This window comes from Acinetobacter sp. TWP2-2-3, assembly GCF_049896445.1.
Classification (GTDB): domain Bacteria; phylum Pseudomonadota; class Gammaproteobacteria; order Pseudomonadales; family Moraxellaceae; genus Acinetobacter.
In genome coordinates, this window is the sequence record NZ_JAFCUI010000002.1 from 190,614 (window position 1) to 205,720 (window position 15,107).

Sequence of the window (15,107 nt, forward strand, 5' to 3'; positions counted from 1 at the left end):
AACCATTACTCCTTATGCATTTGCAGCAGGTTTTTGTTCAGGTTTCTCTTTAGCATCATCTGCCTTTTTCTCGCTCGCTGCAGGCTGTTGCGGTGCAGCACCTTGTGGCGCAGCAGCTTGAGGTTGATAAGGTTTTGGTACAACTTGCTGTTCAGGTTTTACTTTCGCAATACCATCTACAATCACTTTATCGCCTGGATTCAGACCTTCAGTCACAATCCAGTTGCTGCCTTGGGAACCAACGGTAGTCACTGGACGTGGCGTCACTTTATTGTCAGCACCGACCAGCATCGCCATCGCCTGACCTGTTGGGGTACGGGTCAAAGCTGCTTGCGGAATCAGGAACGCATTCGGTACTTCACCCTGTACGATTTGTGCAGTGGCAAACATACCTGGCAGAAGCAGGTGATTTTTGTTCGGGAATACCGCACGTAAAGTCACGGTACCTGTTTCCGGGTTCACGCTGGCATCAGAGAATGCAAGACGGCCTTCAACCGGGTAGATACTGCCATCTTCAAGCTTCAACTTGACTTTGGTATTGTTAGAGCTGTTCAAGCTGCCTTGATTAAGCTGTTGACGTAAACGTAAAAGCTCGGCACTTGACTGGTTGATATCTACATAGATTGGATCTAGACGCTGAATCGTTACCAATGGCTCTGGCTGATTCGCTGTCACCAAGGCACCCGCTGTCACAGACGAACGGTTGGTCTGGCCCGAAATCGGAGCACGTACAGTCGAATAGCCTAGGTTGATTTCTGCATTACGCAAAGTTGCGCGATTGGCATTCAAATCAGCTTCAGCCAGTTTGACCTGTGCCGCGATGTCATCATATTCCTGTTTGGAAATGGCATTGGTACCGACCAGTTGACGGTAACGGCCTTCCTTCACACGCAATACGCCCAGATTGGCTTCAGCACGGGCAATCGCTGCACGGGCATTGTCTACTGTAGTGCGGTTGGTACTTGAATCGATTTCATACAAGGCCTGACCTTCACGCACATAGCTGCCTTCCGTGAACAAGCGTTTAAGCACCACGCCACTGGCTTGTGGACGTACGTCTGAAATTTCAAATGCTGTTGTACGACCTGAGAGCTCTACAGACTGCTCTACACTTTGCGGTTGTGCAACAAGAACACCGACTTCAGTCGGTGGCATTTGTTGTTGAGCACCAGCTTGCTGGCCCTCTTTAGGATCTTTGCTACAACCAACAAGTGCAAGACTTGTTGCCAATGCGCAAGCAGTCAGGGCAGGTGCCCAAAGCTTTGCAGAAATCATTATTCCACCTCTAATTAGATTTATATCTAAATTTTCTTATTTGTGAGCCGCGCAATATCTGATCCAGACCATATACCACAACGAAATCCAAATAAAACTGATACTCCAGCCGGATATGACATCTGAAGGAAAATGTACGCCCAGATAAACTCTTGAGATCCCCATCATCAGCATCCATACCACTGCACCGATCACGATGAGGGTATAACGGGAATGTTGCCGATGGATGTAAATTGCCAGACAAGCCAGACAGGCCGCATATAGACTATGGGCACTTGGAAAGGAACTTCCAAAGCTTTCAACCAGATGCAAGGATTCTGGTGGTCGGGGTCGGGCAATTGCAAATTTCAACAGCCAAGCTAGGAGAATTCCTCCGATAATTCCGATACATATAAAAATTGCGTTTGTATACTTTTTATACCACAGCAATGCAATACACCATAGCGTGGATAAAAATAATACAAATGGCATGCCACCTATTAAGGATAAGGACTGAGTAATTTGATTCCAAAACTCGGTGCGATACAGACTCATCCATTCCACAGCTTGCAAGTCGAGCTCGTTTAAAGCGGGAATATTCAGGATGAACACACTGAAAATTAAAAATAAAATACCGACAAAAAGTAACAAGTAATGCATGCCAAAAATCCTTGTCCTTTTAACCGTTCGCAGATCGGCCAATTGTCTAAAGCAAAGTGTACTTGTCAGTACACTTTTTTTCAAGTGTGCGTATTTTATGCGAATTACATTTTTTTCGTAAGGAATTTGTTGCTAAATATACTGTAATTATCTCAGTTTTGAGTTTTTGTCGATGTATGATTTTCGTCAATTTCAATGCTTTGCTTGGGTGGCCAGAAGAAATCACTAGGTCGGGTCAGGAAGTGAGTCATGACCAGTTTTGCCAAAGGTTTCCACTGTTCAAAACGCACCCGGCGCGCGCGTAAGGCTACAATAATCGTCAGAGTGAAACTGACAAACAAGTTGGTCAGGCCAATGAGTAACACACCCAGAAAAGACACTACGATCAAGCCGATATCAGGGCCATTGATGGTAATCAGGCCCTGAATAAAGTTGGCAGAGGCAAATGCGATATGGCGAATATCCAACGGTAGACCGAGAATAAAACCAATGGTGCCCATACTGCCGAGCATGATCCCGAAAATAAAATTACCCGCCAATGCACCCAGATTACGTTCGATATAGTCAGCAAAACGGTAAAGACGCTCTTCCCCCATCAGCTGTGATAACCGCACATGGGCTTTCAGGCGCGGACCGACTTTGCGATAAACGGCCATATTGTCAAAATAACCGGCCAATAATCCGGACAGGAACAAACATACTCCGGCAATTGCTGCATGCGGAATTGCCAACGAAGTAAAAGGATTCAGGTCATGCAAGGTTTTGGCCGCCTTTGCATGATTCATTAAAGGTTCATGCAGCGCAAAATCCCACAGCAGGGTAATTAATGCTGCTACTGGAATCGCAATCGAAATATTGCCCAAAATGGCGACAAACTGGGTGCGGATGATATTTACAATCAGCGCGGCCAGCTCGGCAATTTGAGCCATTTTCGAGCCTTTACGCTGCTGTACAGTAGCCGCCAGTGCGGCAGCAGTCATCGCCGGTTGTTTGGTCGCTACGGTAAAATGCAGGACATGAATCAGCATAAAGCCTAGCGAATAGTTCATGCTGTAGCTAAAAGCCTGCATTAACGGAGCCATGGTGAGGCGTGTCATCAGAACTTTTAAGGTGGCCATTGTCGCGATGATGGCACCAGCACCTGCAGCCGATTTATACATGGCCAGAAAGCCTTGCTTGTCGGTACTCACATAATGCTCACCGGTCTTGCTGGCATTTTCAGTGACCTGTAAAGCCAAAAGTTCACTATTGGTGGCCAGCAGGGCCCGCACACTGCGTTCGCTATAAATTGCTTCAGTAATGTCCGCCATAAATAGGCCAATGGATTGATAACGCAGATCATCGTCATCCATGACCATATTCAGCAGAATCTCAACCCGTTCCAGACACTGTTCTAGCAGTGCCAGCATATAGGTCAGGCTGACACTGACGCCAGTCCGCTTGGTAGAACGGCGAATCTTGGCCACGACATCATGACATTGTTCCAGCATCACCAGTGCTTGTGAGGCATCCGGTGGGGTGATCGAATCGACCAGGATGACCGTGTTATAGCGCTTTTTATATTCCTGAATAAACTCGTTAATCTCACGATTCTGTACCAGAAAGGGAGATTCATATTCCATCAGTTCAGGCTGGGCATTAATAAATTCAGGGTGCAGACCAATACCACTGATCCGGTAAGACAAAATGGTCAATGCCTTGATCAGTTGGTCTTTAATTCGGGTTTTTTCAGGCTGATTGGAATGTCCCTGATTCAGGACTGAAAATAAACGTTGCCAGTCATCTTCATCAAAATAATCCAGCCAGTATTTATCGGTACGCTGATAAAAAACCTTGCGGAATAATTCCTGGAGTTGCTGATGGTCAGGAATCAGCGGCAAGACATGTGCACCAAGGCGCTGGTTTAGCTGGTTCCAGAATCCATCCAGAGACAAAATGCCGGTATCGGAAAACAGACCGGTCTGTTTATAGCGGTTAATGATCCGCAGGGTAAAGGTTTGAAGCGTGGCAACCGCATTCGGGGTAAGTAATAAGGCCCGTATAAATGCATTGAATTTCGCTTCGATCTCTTCGGTATTTCTGCTGTCTTCAGGTCTGATTCTTTCAACCAATTCAATCAGAAGATTTTCATCTAGCACCGCCCGAGGTTGTTCAAGCTGGTGCTGCATGTTTTGGAAAAGATCTAGAAAATTGATATGCATAGGCGAGTTTAAAAGTTACTGAATTCGGTGTAGGGCCAGTTTGGCCAGATTAATCAGGGCCTGACGATATTCGGAGTCAGGTAATGCCTGCAAGGCATCAATTGCAATTTCAGTTTCTTCAGTGGCACGTTGACGGCAATAATCCAGCGCACCAGATTCATTGACAATTTGAATGACCTGTTCCAGATGTTCCGTACCGCCAGTCGCAATACTGCGACGGATGATTTCATGTTGCTCACCGGTGGTGTTTTTCAGTGCCGCAATCAATGGCAGGGTAGGCTTGCCTTCCATGAGATCATCACCGATATTTTTGCCGAGCGTGTCCGCGTCGGAGGTGTAATCTAAAATGTCATCAATAATCTGGAAAGCATTGCCGAAATGTCCGGCAAAGGTTTTTAAAGGCTGACGGAATTCGTTTTTGTCCGACAAAATGGCAGCACCTTCTGTTGCCAGTTCAAACAGGCGCGAGGTCTTGCCATGAATAATATTCAAATAAGTCGCTTCAGTGGTTTCCGGCTGATGCTGGGATTGTAGTTGCAGCACTTCACCTTCAGCAATTTCACAGGTACCGGTCGAAAAATCTTTGAGCAACACCATGTTGTTCAGATCGACCAGCAAATCAAAAGCACGTGAAATCAGAAAGTCACCCACCAAAACCGCAGTCTGGTTATTCCAGGTAGCATTGGCCGTTGGGCGGCCGCGACGCAGACCGGATTCATCTACCACATCATCATGCACCAGTGTTGCGGTATGCAGCATTTCAATAATTGCAGCCAGTTTACGGTGCGGTTCTAAATTTTCAGCACCACACGCCTTGGCGGCCAAAAGACACATAATCGGGCGCATACGTTTGCCACCCGCTTCCACTACGTGTTTGCTGACGGCCATCACTAATGCAACTTTTGAGGTAATTCCTTCATTAATGAATGTGTCCATCGCAGCAAAGTCGTTAGCAACAGGAGCGAGAATGTCTTGCTTAAAGTCGATGGTCATGTGAAAGAAAACCTCTAGTCTGGTAAATCGCTGGGCGTAGTTTAACAATTTATAACATGAGTGAAACCTAAGAAATGCATAAACTCCACTAAAAATCAGCTTTTTATAGATCTTATGTAGATTCGATCCATATTTCGAGCCATAAAAATCAGGAAAGGTCAGGGGGCGTGGCCCTATTCGTCAGGCTGAGTATATTAATCAAACTAGCCGGATTTCTGCTGTATTATTTTGTTGCTGAATATATCTTGAGTATTTGATTTGATAGAAATTATTTAATAGTTAAATAATTAGCGCATCCTGCTCATTATTATTTCAGTAAAATGGCTTGTTGTTTTTTTGAATATCCCTTAAAATCCTCGCCCTTAGATATCCCCCCAGTGGCGTACGTCTTAAGTTCGATATATTCCTTTATCGGCACGACGACACGGGCTTGTTTGGAGTACATTATGTACGCAGTAATCCAAAGCGGTGGTAAACAGCACCGTGTAGTTGAGGGTGAAACCCTTAAAGTAGAATTATTGAAAGCTGAAACTGGCGCGACTATTACGTTTGATGACGTATTGATGCTTGTTAACGGTGAAAGCATTCAAATCGGTGCTCCAGTTGTTGCTGGTGCTACTGTAACTGCTGAAGTAGTTAGCCATGGTCGTCACGACAAAATCCGCATCATCAAAATGCGTCGTCGTAAACACTACCGTAAACAACAAGGTCACCGTCAATGGTTCACTGAGTTGAAAATTACAGCTATTTCAGGCTAATTACGAGGAGTAAATAGACATGGCAACTAAAAAAGCCGGTGGTTCGACTAAGAACGGTCGTGATTCGAATCCTAAGATGTTAGGTGTTAAAGTTTACGGTGGTCAAACTGTAACTGCAGGTAACATCATCGTTCGTCAACGTGGTACTGAATTCCACGCTGGTCAAAACGTTGGTATGGGTCGTGACCATACATTATTTGCTACTGCTGATGGCGTAGTAAAATTCGAAGTGAAAGGTCAATTTGGCCGTCGCTACGTATCTGTTGACGCGTAATCCGCTGAGATAGAAAAAAAGCCCACAGTTATTGTGGGTTTTTTTATGCCTGAAAATTAATGTTCAGATTAAGCGACATTCCATAATGTAAAAATTGTCCTGAAATCTTCATGATGATGAACAAAAAAACCAGTTTCGAATTAATAACAATACAAAAGTTCTTATTTTCTATCATTTTAGCTTTTAATTTTCGTTTAAGATGAGCTATCAAATAAATTGCGATCAAGCAAAATATAAGGGTGAAATTATGAATATGCTTCGTAAAACCGTCTGTGCTATGGCTCTGGGTGCAGTGACTTTAGCACCGGTGATGAGTACAACCGTGTTTGCTGCACCTGTGGCAGCTTCGGAGCAACAGGCAACAGCCAGTCTGGTCAAACAGCTCAATCATGTGCGTAGCATGACGGCAAATTTCGAACAAAGTACCAAGGTAACCAATCCAAGAGCGACCCAGAAAAAAGGTTTGACCGCACAACATATGAATCAAACCTTTAAAGGGGTGATGAAAGTTGAGCGTCCGGGTAAATTCTATTGGGAAACGACCGCACCGTCGAAGCAAGTCATTGCAACCACGGGTAAAACCGTATGGATTTATGATCCTGACTTGCAACAAGCCGTTCGTCAAAGCTTAGATGAGCAGGTTGCTAATACACCGGCGTTATTGCTGTCAGGAAACACCAGCCAGATTATGCAGTCTTACCGGGTGACTCAGCCAAATAAAGGCAAAACCTATTACACGCTGTATCCTAAAAATACCGATGGTGTGTTTGAAAGCCTGACCATTAGCTTTGGCGCAAACAAAGCACCAAGCTTGATGATCTTGCAGGATTCATTGGGACAAACCACCAATATCAAATTTAGCAATGTAAAAGTAAATAGCAGTATTCCAGCCTCTACCTTTAACTTTACCCCACCAAAAGGTACGGACATCATTGATCAATAAGCATCAATATGAACCAGATAAAAAAAGCAACCTTTCGAGGTTGCTTTTTTATTGCCGATCATCTGGATTGTTTTGGACAGACTACAAGGTTCAGCTATATCTAAACATGAGAGCATCTTAGAATAAATAAAAGTCGAGTCAATGAAATTGTAAAATTTTGGGAGCTCAGGATGAAAATTAATCTATTGAAAACTGCTGAAATTTACGCTGTCTTGTTACTCACTGTGGGTATGATGGGTTGTCAGCCTCACTCCAGCTCAGTGGCAACGCTCGCGCAAGCAGATCGGATTACGCAAATTGAAGCCAAGACCGTTCCTGTGAAAGGGGCAGCCAAAGTGGTGTGTGAACTGGAAGGTTGCGTACGCTTCGATCTACAAACGGTGGACAGTAATATTGACTGGATTGATCAATATTTTATTGAGCGCATTCAGCATACCGAACCTGTTGCATTCACCAAGGTCACCCAGAAAAATCCTAAAAAAGCCGATGAGCCGCATTATCTGGATCAGCGCTTTATCAAGGTAGAATTTATTGGTCAGCGTGCTTATTTGGCGACTTTTTCCTTAAAAAGCTCCAATCTGGCGAGGAGTAAAAATGCTTCTCTGAAACATGTGGAATATATCAATTTTGATCTAAAGCAGAGAAAGCGTTTGGCCTTGTCTCAACTATTATTAAATGGCGGTGAGCAGAAACTGCTGAATGCAATGTATCAAGCCAATACTCAATGGCTGAATGCGCAAAGGATTCAACAACAGCAGTTAAAACTGAGTGATAACTATTATTTTGATACAACAGGTCTGGTGATGGTGTATCCGGCAGGAGAACTAGCTCCCGCAGCAACAGGAATGCCTGAATTAAAAGTGTCCTATGCGGATTTAAATGAAGTGATTCGCCCTGAATATTTAGCCATTTTGCAGCAGACAGCTTCCTAAATATTGTGCTAATAGGACGCAGCTAGGGTCAGGGTCACTGTATTTTTTGACGTTAAGAGCTTACACTATAGCCAGTTTTTTTCTTCTGCAAAGATTGATTATGATCGACCCGAAATTACTCAGAAATAATATTGAGGCTGTAAATGTAGCCTTGGCAAAACGTGGTGTTCAACTCAATGTTGAAGAGTGGGCGTCCCTAGAAGCACGCCGTAAAGAGATTCAGTCCAAGACAGAAACCCTGCAAGCTGAACGTAATGCCGGTGCCAAACAAGTCGGTCAAATTAAAAAAGCAGGTGGCGACGCATCTGAAATCATGACACGCATGTCTGCGATTGGTGATGAAATCAAAGCGGCTGAAGCAGCACTGGCTGAACTGCAAGCTGAGCTTGAAGAAAAATTACTGTCTATTCCAAACTTGCCCGATGAAGCTGTGCCTGAAGGTAAAGACGAAAGTGATAACGTGGAAATCCTGAAATGGGGTACACCGCGTGAATTTGATTTCGAAATCAAAGATCATACGGATCTAGGCGAAATGATGGGCGGTCTGGAATTTGAAACCGCGACCAAATTAACCGGTTCACGTTTTAGTGTACTAAAAGGTTCATTAGCACGTTTACAACGTGCCATTACCCAGTTCATGCTAAATACGCATACTGATCAAAATGGTTATACCGAAGCCTATGTGCCTTATCTGGTCAATGCAGATTCATTGCGTGGGACTGGTCAGCTGCCTAAATTTGAAGAAGATCTGTTTAGGCTGCAGGGCGAAAAAGAGTTTTATCTGATTCCAACTGCTGAAGTGCCAGTGACGAATTTCGTACGTGATGAAATTATTGATGCAGACCGTCTGCCATTGAAATATGCAGCGCATACACCATGTTTCCGTAGTGAAGCAGGTTCTTATGGTCGTGATACCCGCGGTTTGATCCGTCAGCACCAATTCGACAAAGTCGAAATGGTTCAGATTGTAAAACCTGAAACTTCGATGCAAGTGCTTGAAGAATTGACTGGCCATGCTGAAGGCATTTTGCAAGCACTCGGACTTCCATATCGTAAAATTTTACTTTGTGGTGGTGACATGGGCTTTGGTGCGACCAAGACTTATGACTTGGAAGTCTGGGTACCAAGCCAAAATACCTACCGTGAAATTTCTTCATGCTCAAACATGGGGGATTTCCAGGCGCGTCGTATGAAAGCGCGTTACCGTGCTGATCAGAAGAAAACTGAATTTGTGCATACCTTGAATGGTTCAGGTCTGGCCGTGGGTCGTACTTTACTTGCAGTGATGGAAAACTATCAACGTGCCGATGGCTCCATTGAGATTCCTGAAGTATTACGTCCATATATGTGTGGTGCGACTTATATCGACTAATTGTCGATCTCAGCATCCCTAAATGTGCATGAAAATTGCATAGACAGTCAGATTTAAAATTTTGAGGTAGTTCGTGGATATTTTTCCAATCTCGTTAAAGTTGCAACAGCAACCTTGTCTGATTGTCGGTGGTGGACATATTGCATACCGTAAAGCACTTTTACTTCAAAAAGCAGGTGCGATCATTCATGTGATTGCGCCTGAAATTGAAGAGAGTCTGCTGCGAATTGTGCAAAATAGCCAAGGACAATATGTGCAGGCGGCTTTTCATCCTGAAGTTGCATTACGTCCATTTCGACTGGTAATTGCGGCAACTGACGATGCGGAAACCAATCGTCAGGTCTTTGAACTGTGTGAAGCGGAAAATGTCCTGGTCAATAGCGTCGATGATCCACCGCATTGCCGCTTTATGGTTCCTGCGATTATTGACCGTTCACCGTTAGTTATTTCTGTAGCCAGTAACGGTACTTCACCGGTGCTATCCCGCCAGATTCGTACCCAGCTAGAAACCACTATTCCGCATGGAATGGGCAAGCTGGCTGAGTTTTCAGGAAAATGGCGCAGTGCGGTTAAGGCTAAAATAGTCAATCCGGATGAACGCCGTATTTTCTGGGAAGATTTATATGCCAGTCCGCTAAAAGAACAGGTGTTCAACGACAATATCGCGGAAGCAGATCGCCTGATCGAGCAAGCATTACAAGAGTGGCAAAAGCCAAAAGGTGAAGTCTACTTGGTCGGTGCGGGTCCGGGTGATCCAGAATTGTTGACCTTAAAAGCCTTACGTTTGATGCAGCAAGCCGATGTGGTGATTTACGATCGTCTGGTTTCAGCACCAATTATGGATCTATGTCGTCGTGATGCGGAAAAGATCTATGTGGGTAAGGCACGTTCCAATCATGCGGTTCCGCAAGATGGAATTAATGCCTTGTTGGTGAAATATGCCAGTGAAGGAAAGCGGGTTTGTCGTCTGAAAGGCGGTGATCCATTTATCTTCGGGCGTGGCGGTGAAGAGATTGAAGAGCTATTTGCTGCTGGAATTACTTTCCAGGTGGTTCCAGGGATTACCGCAGCTTCAGGATGTTCAGCCTATGCCGGTATTCCATTAACCCATCGTGATTATGCGCAAAGTGTGCGTTTCCTGACCGGGCACTTAAAAGAAGGTTCGCCAGAATTGCCTTGGAGTGAGTTGGTCTATGAAAACCAGACCTTAGTGCTTTATATGGGGCTGGTTGGACTGGAGAAAATCTGTGCAGAATTAATCGCTCATGGTCAGCGAGCCGACATGCCAGTGGCCTTGGTTTCTAAAGGTACGACGCCTGAACAGAAAGTTGTAGTAGGAACGCTTGCTGATATTGCATCCAAAGTGTCCGAACATCAGATTCAAGCCCCGACTTTGACCATTATTGGTGAAGTTGTACGCTTACGTGAACAATTGCAATGGCATGAGCGAGAATAAGCAAAGCACTGCTTTGCCCGAGCGCAAGACGAAGGCTGTGCCTGAAGTAAGAGGATAAGCAAAGCACTGCTTTGTCCGAGCGCAAGACGAAGGCTGTGCCTGAAGTAAGAGGATAAGCAAAGCACTGCTTTGCCCCGAGCGCAAGACGAAGGCTAGGCCTGAAGTAAGAGGATAAGCAAAGCACTGCTTTGCCCGAGCGCAAGGCGAAGGCTAGGCCTGAAGTAAGAGGATAAGCAAAGCACTGCTTTGCCCGAGCGCAAGGCGAATGTTGTGTCTGAATTAAATATATTGAGTGAGTAAGCTGTGATCCACGTTGTTTTATATGAGCCTGAAATTCCTGCAAATACAGGCAATATTATTCGTCTGTGTGCCAATACAGGAGCACAGTTACATCTGGTCAAGCCGCTGGGTTTTGAGTTGGATGACAAAAAGCTGAAACGTGCCGGTCTGGATTATCACGAATATGCCAATATGCAGATTTGGGAAAACATCGAAGACTGTCTGGCCGATTTGGCAAGCAAAGGCATTGGGCTGGATGCAATCTATCCATTGACCACCAAAGGTTCTGAAACACCGCATACTTCGGATTTAAACCGTCCTGTGGCCTTGTTAATGGGTCCGGAAACTCGTGGTCTGCCTGAACATGTTCGTATGATGTTTCCGCAAAAGCACTGGATTCGTTTACCGATGGCAGAAAACTCCCGAAGTTTGAACTTGTCGAATGCCACTGCAGTAATTGTCTACGAAGCTTGGCGTCAGCAAGGTTTTAAAACGCTTTAAGCGGAAATTTGTGATGATTCTAAAAGCTGCCTTTGGGTGGCTTTTTTATTTTGTGTAACAAATAGATAAACTGCTTTTCACTTCATTGTATGCTTGAGTTTATAACTTCATCAAATATAACAAAAGGTGCTGCTTTGAAGCCTCTATTAAAACTTGTCATCGCATGTTGCCTTGAAACTATTGCGGCTTCCGTCAGTGCGGAAGAGGACAGAGCCGCCATATCGGCAACAAAGGAAGTTCAGCCCATTACTCAGGCAGAAATACAGCAGGGTTTGCTTAACATGCAAAAACGCTTAGATGCGCGTATTGAAAAATGGGGGCAGAGCCTGAATTCAGATGATTTTCAATGGACCTGGCGGGGGCGTAAATTAAAGCCAGCCAAGCGTGAAGAAGTCTGTGACATTTTTCAGGATGTCGTAGATGAAATGTATCAACTGGCTATCAAAAATAGAGCCCGTTTAGGTCCGGAAGAGCAAAAGTTATTGTCTAATCGCAGTCTGTTTATTGAAAAACTAGGTTATGAAAATAATCGGGTTAATACCCAGATGGGTTTTGATTGTTATCTACGTTAGTTAAATCAAAAAATGAAAAACATAAAAAAGGCGCATGAAGCGCCTTTTTTATTTGAATTAGAACGACATTATTTTTCATCAAATTCATTGTGCTGAGGAGCAGGGTGCTTGAAGCCTTTGGTTTTATAACCTAAGTACAAGATACCGCCAAATGCCCAGATCAGACCGTATTTAAGCGAAGCTTCATCGACTTCTAACCACAATGCAAAGACTGAAATGAAGCCAAGTAAAGGAACCACGACAAAGTTCATGATCTCTTTGGCACTCTTGGTACGACCATCACGTAATGCATAACGTGAAATCACCGACAAGTTGACGAAACTGAATGCCGTTAAGGCACCAAAGCTGATCAATGACACCACAAAATCAAGATCCATAAAGCCAGCAGTTAAAGCCACTGCACCAGCGATCAGGATGTTGTATGAAGGTGTGTAGTTTTTCGGACTAATATGACCGAAGATCTTCTTGTTGATCACGCCATCACGACCCATCACGTACATCAGACGAGATACACCCGCATGTGCTGAAATACCAGAAGCCATTACTGTCACAATTGCGAAGTAAAGTACGACTGTTTTAAACGCCACGCCACCGACAGCTTGTAAAATATCAGGCTGTGTTGCAGCGATATCTTCAAAGTAAGTTTTTGGATCATTCGGAAAGAAGATCTGCATGAAGTAAGTGCTAATGATGAAGATGATACCTGCCAACAATGCAGTCAAGAAAATCGCTTTAGGTAAGGTTTTCTCAGTATCTTTGGTTTCTTCAGCAAGAGAACTTAAAGAGTCAAAACCTGTGAATGAGAAACACAGTAAGGTTGCACCGGTAATCAGGGCAGCAACAGAAGTAAACTCATTCCAGAATGGCTCTAAACTCCACAGTTGATACTTTGCATCGACCAGTGTGCCGTCTGCATTCACGCCACCTTCCAGAAGTTGGTAAACCATCCAGGTGAAGTATGCAATGACGCCCAATTGTACGAATACAATCATACTGTTGAAGTTGGCAACAAATCTCGCACCACGAAGGTTAATCGCGGTCATAAAGGCGGTTAAACCAATGACCCAAACCCAATGGTTCATGTCTGGGAAAAGTGCTTCCAGATAAATCACCGCCAGAATGATATTGACCATTGGCGATAACAGGTAATCCAGCAAGGATGACCAACCCACCATGAAACCTACGTTCGGGTGGATGGATTTTTGCGCATAGGTATAGGCCGAACCCGAAGAAGGGTAGCGACGAATCATATGACCATAGCTCAAGGAGGTTAACAAAATTGCAATCAGTGCAAAAATGTAAGAGGTGGGAACGTGGAAGTTACTTTCTTCAGATACCAGACCAAATGTATCAAACAAGGTCATGGGTTGAATATAAGCTAAACCAATAATAATGATGTGCCAGAGTCCCAGCGTTTTTTGCAGTTTAGCTGCCGATTGAGTCCCAGAGATATTAGTCAACGGCGTTATCCTCTTAATCGTTGATCAAGGATCAGTCATATTTATAAGGATCGTTTGAGACGAACGATCCCCCCTACAGTTTTCTATAAAAGTCCGCCAATCTACTTGAAAAGAACGGCTTTTGCTAGCTATTTTTTTGACTTTTGTCCTGCATAAAATGTGCCATTCAAAAAAAGAAATCGAATTTTTTCTTATGCAAGATAAAAGCCTGATGCTTAAAAAAACATCAGGCTGAAATTTTGGCTATATTGGCTTATTTTTCAGTAATTACCAAGCCTTTTTTAAGATAGATTTTAAATCTTCCAGGGTGGCTTCTTTCGGGTTATAAATGATGGAACCATCATTCAGGGCTTTCTCTGCCACTTCATCGAGCTGGGTTTCAGAAATCTTACCGGTTTCACGTAATGTGCGTGGTAATTTGGTCAGACTGTAAATGCGGTCACGCATGGTCAGAATCGTCGCAATGGTTTTGTCAGCACGTAGATGCGCCGGCGTTTGTGCATAAATATCGGCACCCGCCAAAGGCAGGAGCAGATCTGCGATTTTATCGCCATTGACCTCTTTGTTGTATTCCAGCACATAAGGCAGGAATAAGTTCATGCATAAACCATGCGGCAGGTGTACCACTGCACCCAATGAGTGCCCCAGTGAATGCACAATGCCAACCATCGAGTTGGAAAATGCAATTCCCGCCATGGTCGATGCCTGTGCCAGCTCCAAACGGCCTTGTGCATCGGAAGGGTTATCCAGCACATTAAATAGGTGGGTACTGATCTTTTTGACTGCGGCGGTGGCATAAGCATCCGAAATCGGATTGGCTGCCATGCAGGTATAAGCTTCGACCGCATGGGTCATAGCATCCATTGCGGTCATGGCGGTTAAATGTGGCGGCAAGGTCTGGGTCATGCGGGGATCCAGAATCGCAGCATGCGGCATCAGATAATAAGAGGCGAACGGCATTTTGACGTTCTTTTCAGTGTCCGACACGACAGCGACCATGGTCACTTCTGAACCTGTACCAGATGTGGTTGGAATCACAAAGAACGGTTTCAGCGGTTTAGGCAAGTTATGTGCACCCGAATATTTCAGCAGGTCATCACCGCCTTCCGATACCAGAATATTGGTTGCCTTAGAGGTATCAATGACTGAACCTCCGCCCACAGCAATGATCGCGTCGCAATGATTTTCGCGATACAGCTTTGCCGCACTGCGCACTGTACCCAAGCTAGAGTCGGGTGGTACATCATCAAAAATCGCTACAATTGCAGCATCTGCCATTTCAAATGCAGCTTCAATTGGTGCCAACAAATTGTTGGCACGGACGCCTTTGTCGGTAATGATGAGCGGACGTTTGGCCCCCAAAGTCGCAAGTTCAAACGGAATATGTTCTAACGCGGCATGACCGGCAATCACTTTGACCGGACAGAAAAATTCATAATAAGGTTTAGCCAT

At 44.6% G+C, this 15,107-nt stretch carries 14 protein-coding genes; 8 read left to right on the top strand and 6 right to left on the bottom strand.

Annotation, left to right across the window (positions count from 1 at the left end):
* Nucleotides 1-12: 12 nt before the first annotated feature.
* The 4 genes from ACP7AK_RS04295 to sdsA all read right to left on the bottom strand — a co-directional run bounded on the left by ACP7AK_RS04295 (nt 13) and on the right by sdsA (nt 5,108).
* Nucleotides 13-1,275 carry an efflux RND transporter periplasmic adaptor subunit gene (locus ACP7AK_RS04295; protein ID WP_425878768.1) on the bottom strand — a complete coding sequence of 421 codons (1,263 nt, stop codon included), beginning with the start codon at nt 1,273-1,275 and terminating at the stop codon, nt 13-15.
* A 36-nt stretch (nt 1,276-1,311) separates the two neighbouring features.
* Entirely contained in the window at nt 1,312-1,914 is a 603-nt protein-coding gene (locus ACP7AK_RS04300) for a phosphatase PAP2 family protein (protein WP_004645802.1), read from the bottom strand.
* 152 nt (nt 1,915-2,066) lie between these two features.
* A complete protein-coding gene (locus tag ACP7AK_RS04305) occupies nt 2,067-4,115 on the bottom strand; it encodes a site-specific recombinase (protein WP_425878770.1) in 2,049 nt (682 codons plus the stop codon).
* A 15-nt stretch (nt 4,116-4,130) separates the two neighbouring features.
* Nucleotides 4,131-5,108 (bottom strand): All-trans-nonaprenyl-diphosphate synthase, encoded by a 978-nt coding sequence (sdsA, locus tag ACP7AK_RS04310; RefSeq protein WP_005265900.1) that lies wholly within the window; start codon nt 5,106-5,108, stop codon nt 4,131-4,133.
* Nucleotides 5,109-5,554: 446 nt separating this feature from the next.
* Between sdsA and rplU the strand changes: the two genes are divergently transcribed.
* The 8 genes from rplU to ACP7AK_RS04350 all read left to right on the top strand — a co-directional run bounded on the left by rplU (nt 5,555) and on the right by ACP7AK_RS04350 (nt 12,195).
* Nucleotides 5,555-5,866 carry a 50S ribosomal protein L21 gene (gene rplU / locus ACP7AK_RS04315; RefSeq protein ID WP_004280640.1) on the top strand — a complete coding sequence of 104 codons (312 nt, stop codon included), beginning with the start codon at nt 5,555-5,557 and terminating at the stop codon, nt 5,864-5,866.
* 19 nt (nt 5,867-5,885) lie between these two features.
* Nucleotides 5,886-6,140, top strand: a complete 255-nt coding sequence (gene rpmA, locus ACP7AK_RS04320) for a 50S ribosomal protein L27 (protein WP_004280639.1) — start codon at nt 5,886-5,888, stop codon at nt 6,138-6,140.
* A 247-nt stretch (nt 6,141-6,387) separates the two neighbouring features.
* Nucleotides 6,388-7,083, top strand: coding sequence for an outer membrane lipoprotein chaperone LolA (gene lolA / locus ACP7AK_RS04325; RefSeq protein ID WP_005106298.1), 696 nt, complete (start codon nt 6,388-6,390; stop codon nt 7,081-7,083).
* A gap of 170 nt (nt 7,084-7,253) precedes the next feature.
* Nucleotides 7,254-8,015: an RsiV family protein gene (locus tag ACP7AK_RS04330; RefSeq protein ID WP_425878773.1), complete on the top strand. Its 762-nt coding sequence runs from the start codon at nt 7,254-7,256 to the stop codon at nt 8,013-8,015.
* 100 nt (nt 8,016-8,115) lie between these two features.
* A complete protein-coding gene (gene serS / locus ACP7AK_RS04335) occupies nt 8,116-9,387 on the top strand; it encodes a serine--tRNA ligase (RefSeq protein ID WP_425878775.1) in 1,272 nt (423 codons plus the stop codon).
* Between the two features lie 73 nt (nt 9,388-9,460).
* Nucleotides 9,461-10,843 (top strand): siroheme synthase CysG, encoded by a 1,383-nt coding sequence (gene cysG / locus ACP7AK_RS04340; RefSeq protein WP_425878777.1) that lies wholly within the window; start codon nt 9,461-9,463, stop codon nt 10,841-10,843.
* A 303-nt stretch (nt 10,844-11,146) separates the two neighbouring features.
* On the top strand, nt 11,147-11,623 hold the full coding sequence (locus ACP7AK_RS04345) for a tRNA (cytidine(34)-2'-O)-methyltransferase (protein WP_005106302.1): 477 nt from the start codon (nt 11,147-11,149) through the stop codon (nt 11,621-11,623).
* Nucleotides 11,624-11,712: 89 nt separating this feature from the next.
* Nucleotides 11,713-12,195, top strand: coding sequence for a hypothetical protein (locus tag ACP7AK_RS04350; protein WP_180180458.1), 483 nt, complete (start codon nt 11,713-11,715; stop codon nt 12,193-12,195).
* Nucleotides 12,196-12,263: 68 nt separating this feature from the next.
* Here ACP7AK_RS04350 and ACP7AK_RS04355 read toward each other — a convergent pair whose 3' ends face one another.
* Nucleotides 12,264-13,655, bottom strand: coding sequence for an APC family permease (locus tag ACP7AK_RS04355; protein ID WP_153566830.1), 1,392 nt, complete (start codon nt 13,653-13,655; stop codon nt 12,264-12,266).
* A gap of 267 nt (nt 13,656-13,922) precedes the next feature.
* The gene (locus tag ACP7AK_RS04360; protein WP_409665975.1) at nt 13,923-15,107 is read right to left on the bottom strand and encodes an iron-containing alcohol dehydrogenase; all 1,185 of its coding nucleotides are present in this window, start codon (nt 15,105-15,107) and stop codon (nt 13,923-13,925) included.

Bases quoted from the DNA above. Each gene is read 5' to 3' on its own strand.
- lolA (WP_005106298.1), top strand. From the start codon at position 6,388: ATGAATATGCTTCGTAAAACCGTCTGTGCTATGGCTCTGGGTGCAGTG.
- ACP7AK_RS04305 (WP_425878770.1), bottom strand. From the start codon at position 4,115: ATGCATATCAATTTTCTAGATCTTTTCCAAAACATGCAGCACCAGCTT.
- ACP7AK_RS04350 (WP_180180458.1), top strand. From the start codon at position 11,713: ATGCTTGAGTTTATAACTTCATCAAATATAACAAAAGGTGCTGCTTTG.
- ACP7AK_RS04300 (WP_004645802.1), bottom strand. From the start codon at position 1,914: ATGCATTACTTGTTACTTTTTGTCGGTATTTTATTTTTAATTTTCAGT.
- sdsA (WP_005265900.1), bottom strand. From the start codon at position 5,108: ATGACCATCGACTTTAAGCAAGACATTCTCGCTCCTGTTGCTAACGAC.
- serS (WP_425878775.1), top strand. From the start codon at position 8,116: ATGATCGACCCGAAATTACTCAGAAATAATATTGAGGCTGTAAATGTA.
- ACP7AK_RS04330 (WP_425878773.1), top strand. From the start codon at position 7,254: ATGAAAATTAATCTATTGAAAACTGCTGAAATTTACGCTGTCTTGTTA.
- ACP7AK_RS04295 (WP_425878768.1), bottom strand. From the start codon at position 1,275: ATGATTTCTGCAAAGCTTTGGGCACCTGCCCTGACTGCTTGCGCATTG.
- rplU (WP_004280640.1), top strand. From the start codon at position 5,555: ATGTACGCAGTAATCCAAAGCGGTGGTAAACAGCACCGTGTAGTTGAG.
- ACP7AK_RS04360 (WP_409665975.1), bottom strand. From the start codon at position 15,107: ATGGCTAAACCTTATTATGAATTTTTCTGTCCGGTCAAAGTGATTGCC.
- rpmA (WP_004280639.1), top strand. From the start codon at position 5,886: ATGGCAACTAAAAAAGCCGGTGGTTCGACTAAGAACGGTCGTGATTCG.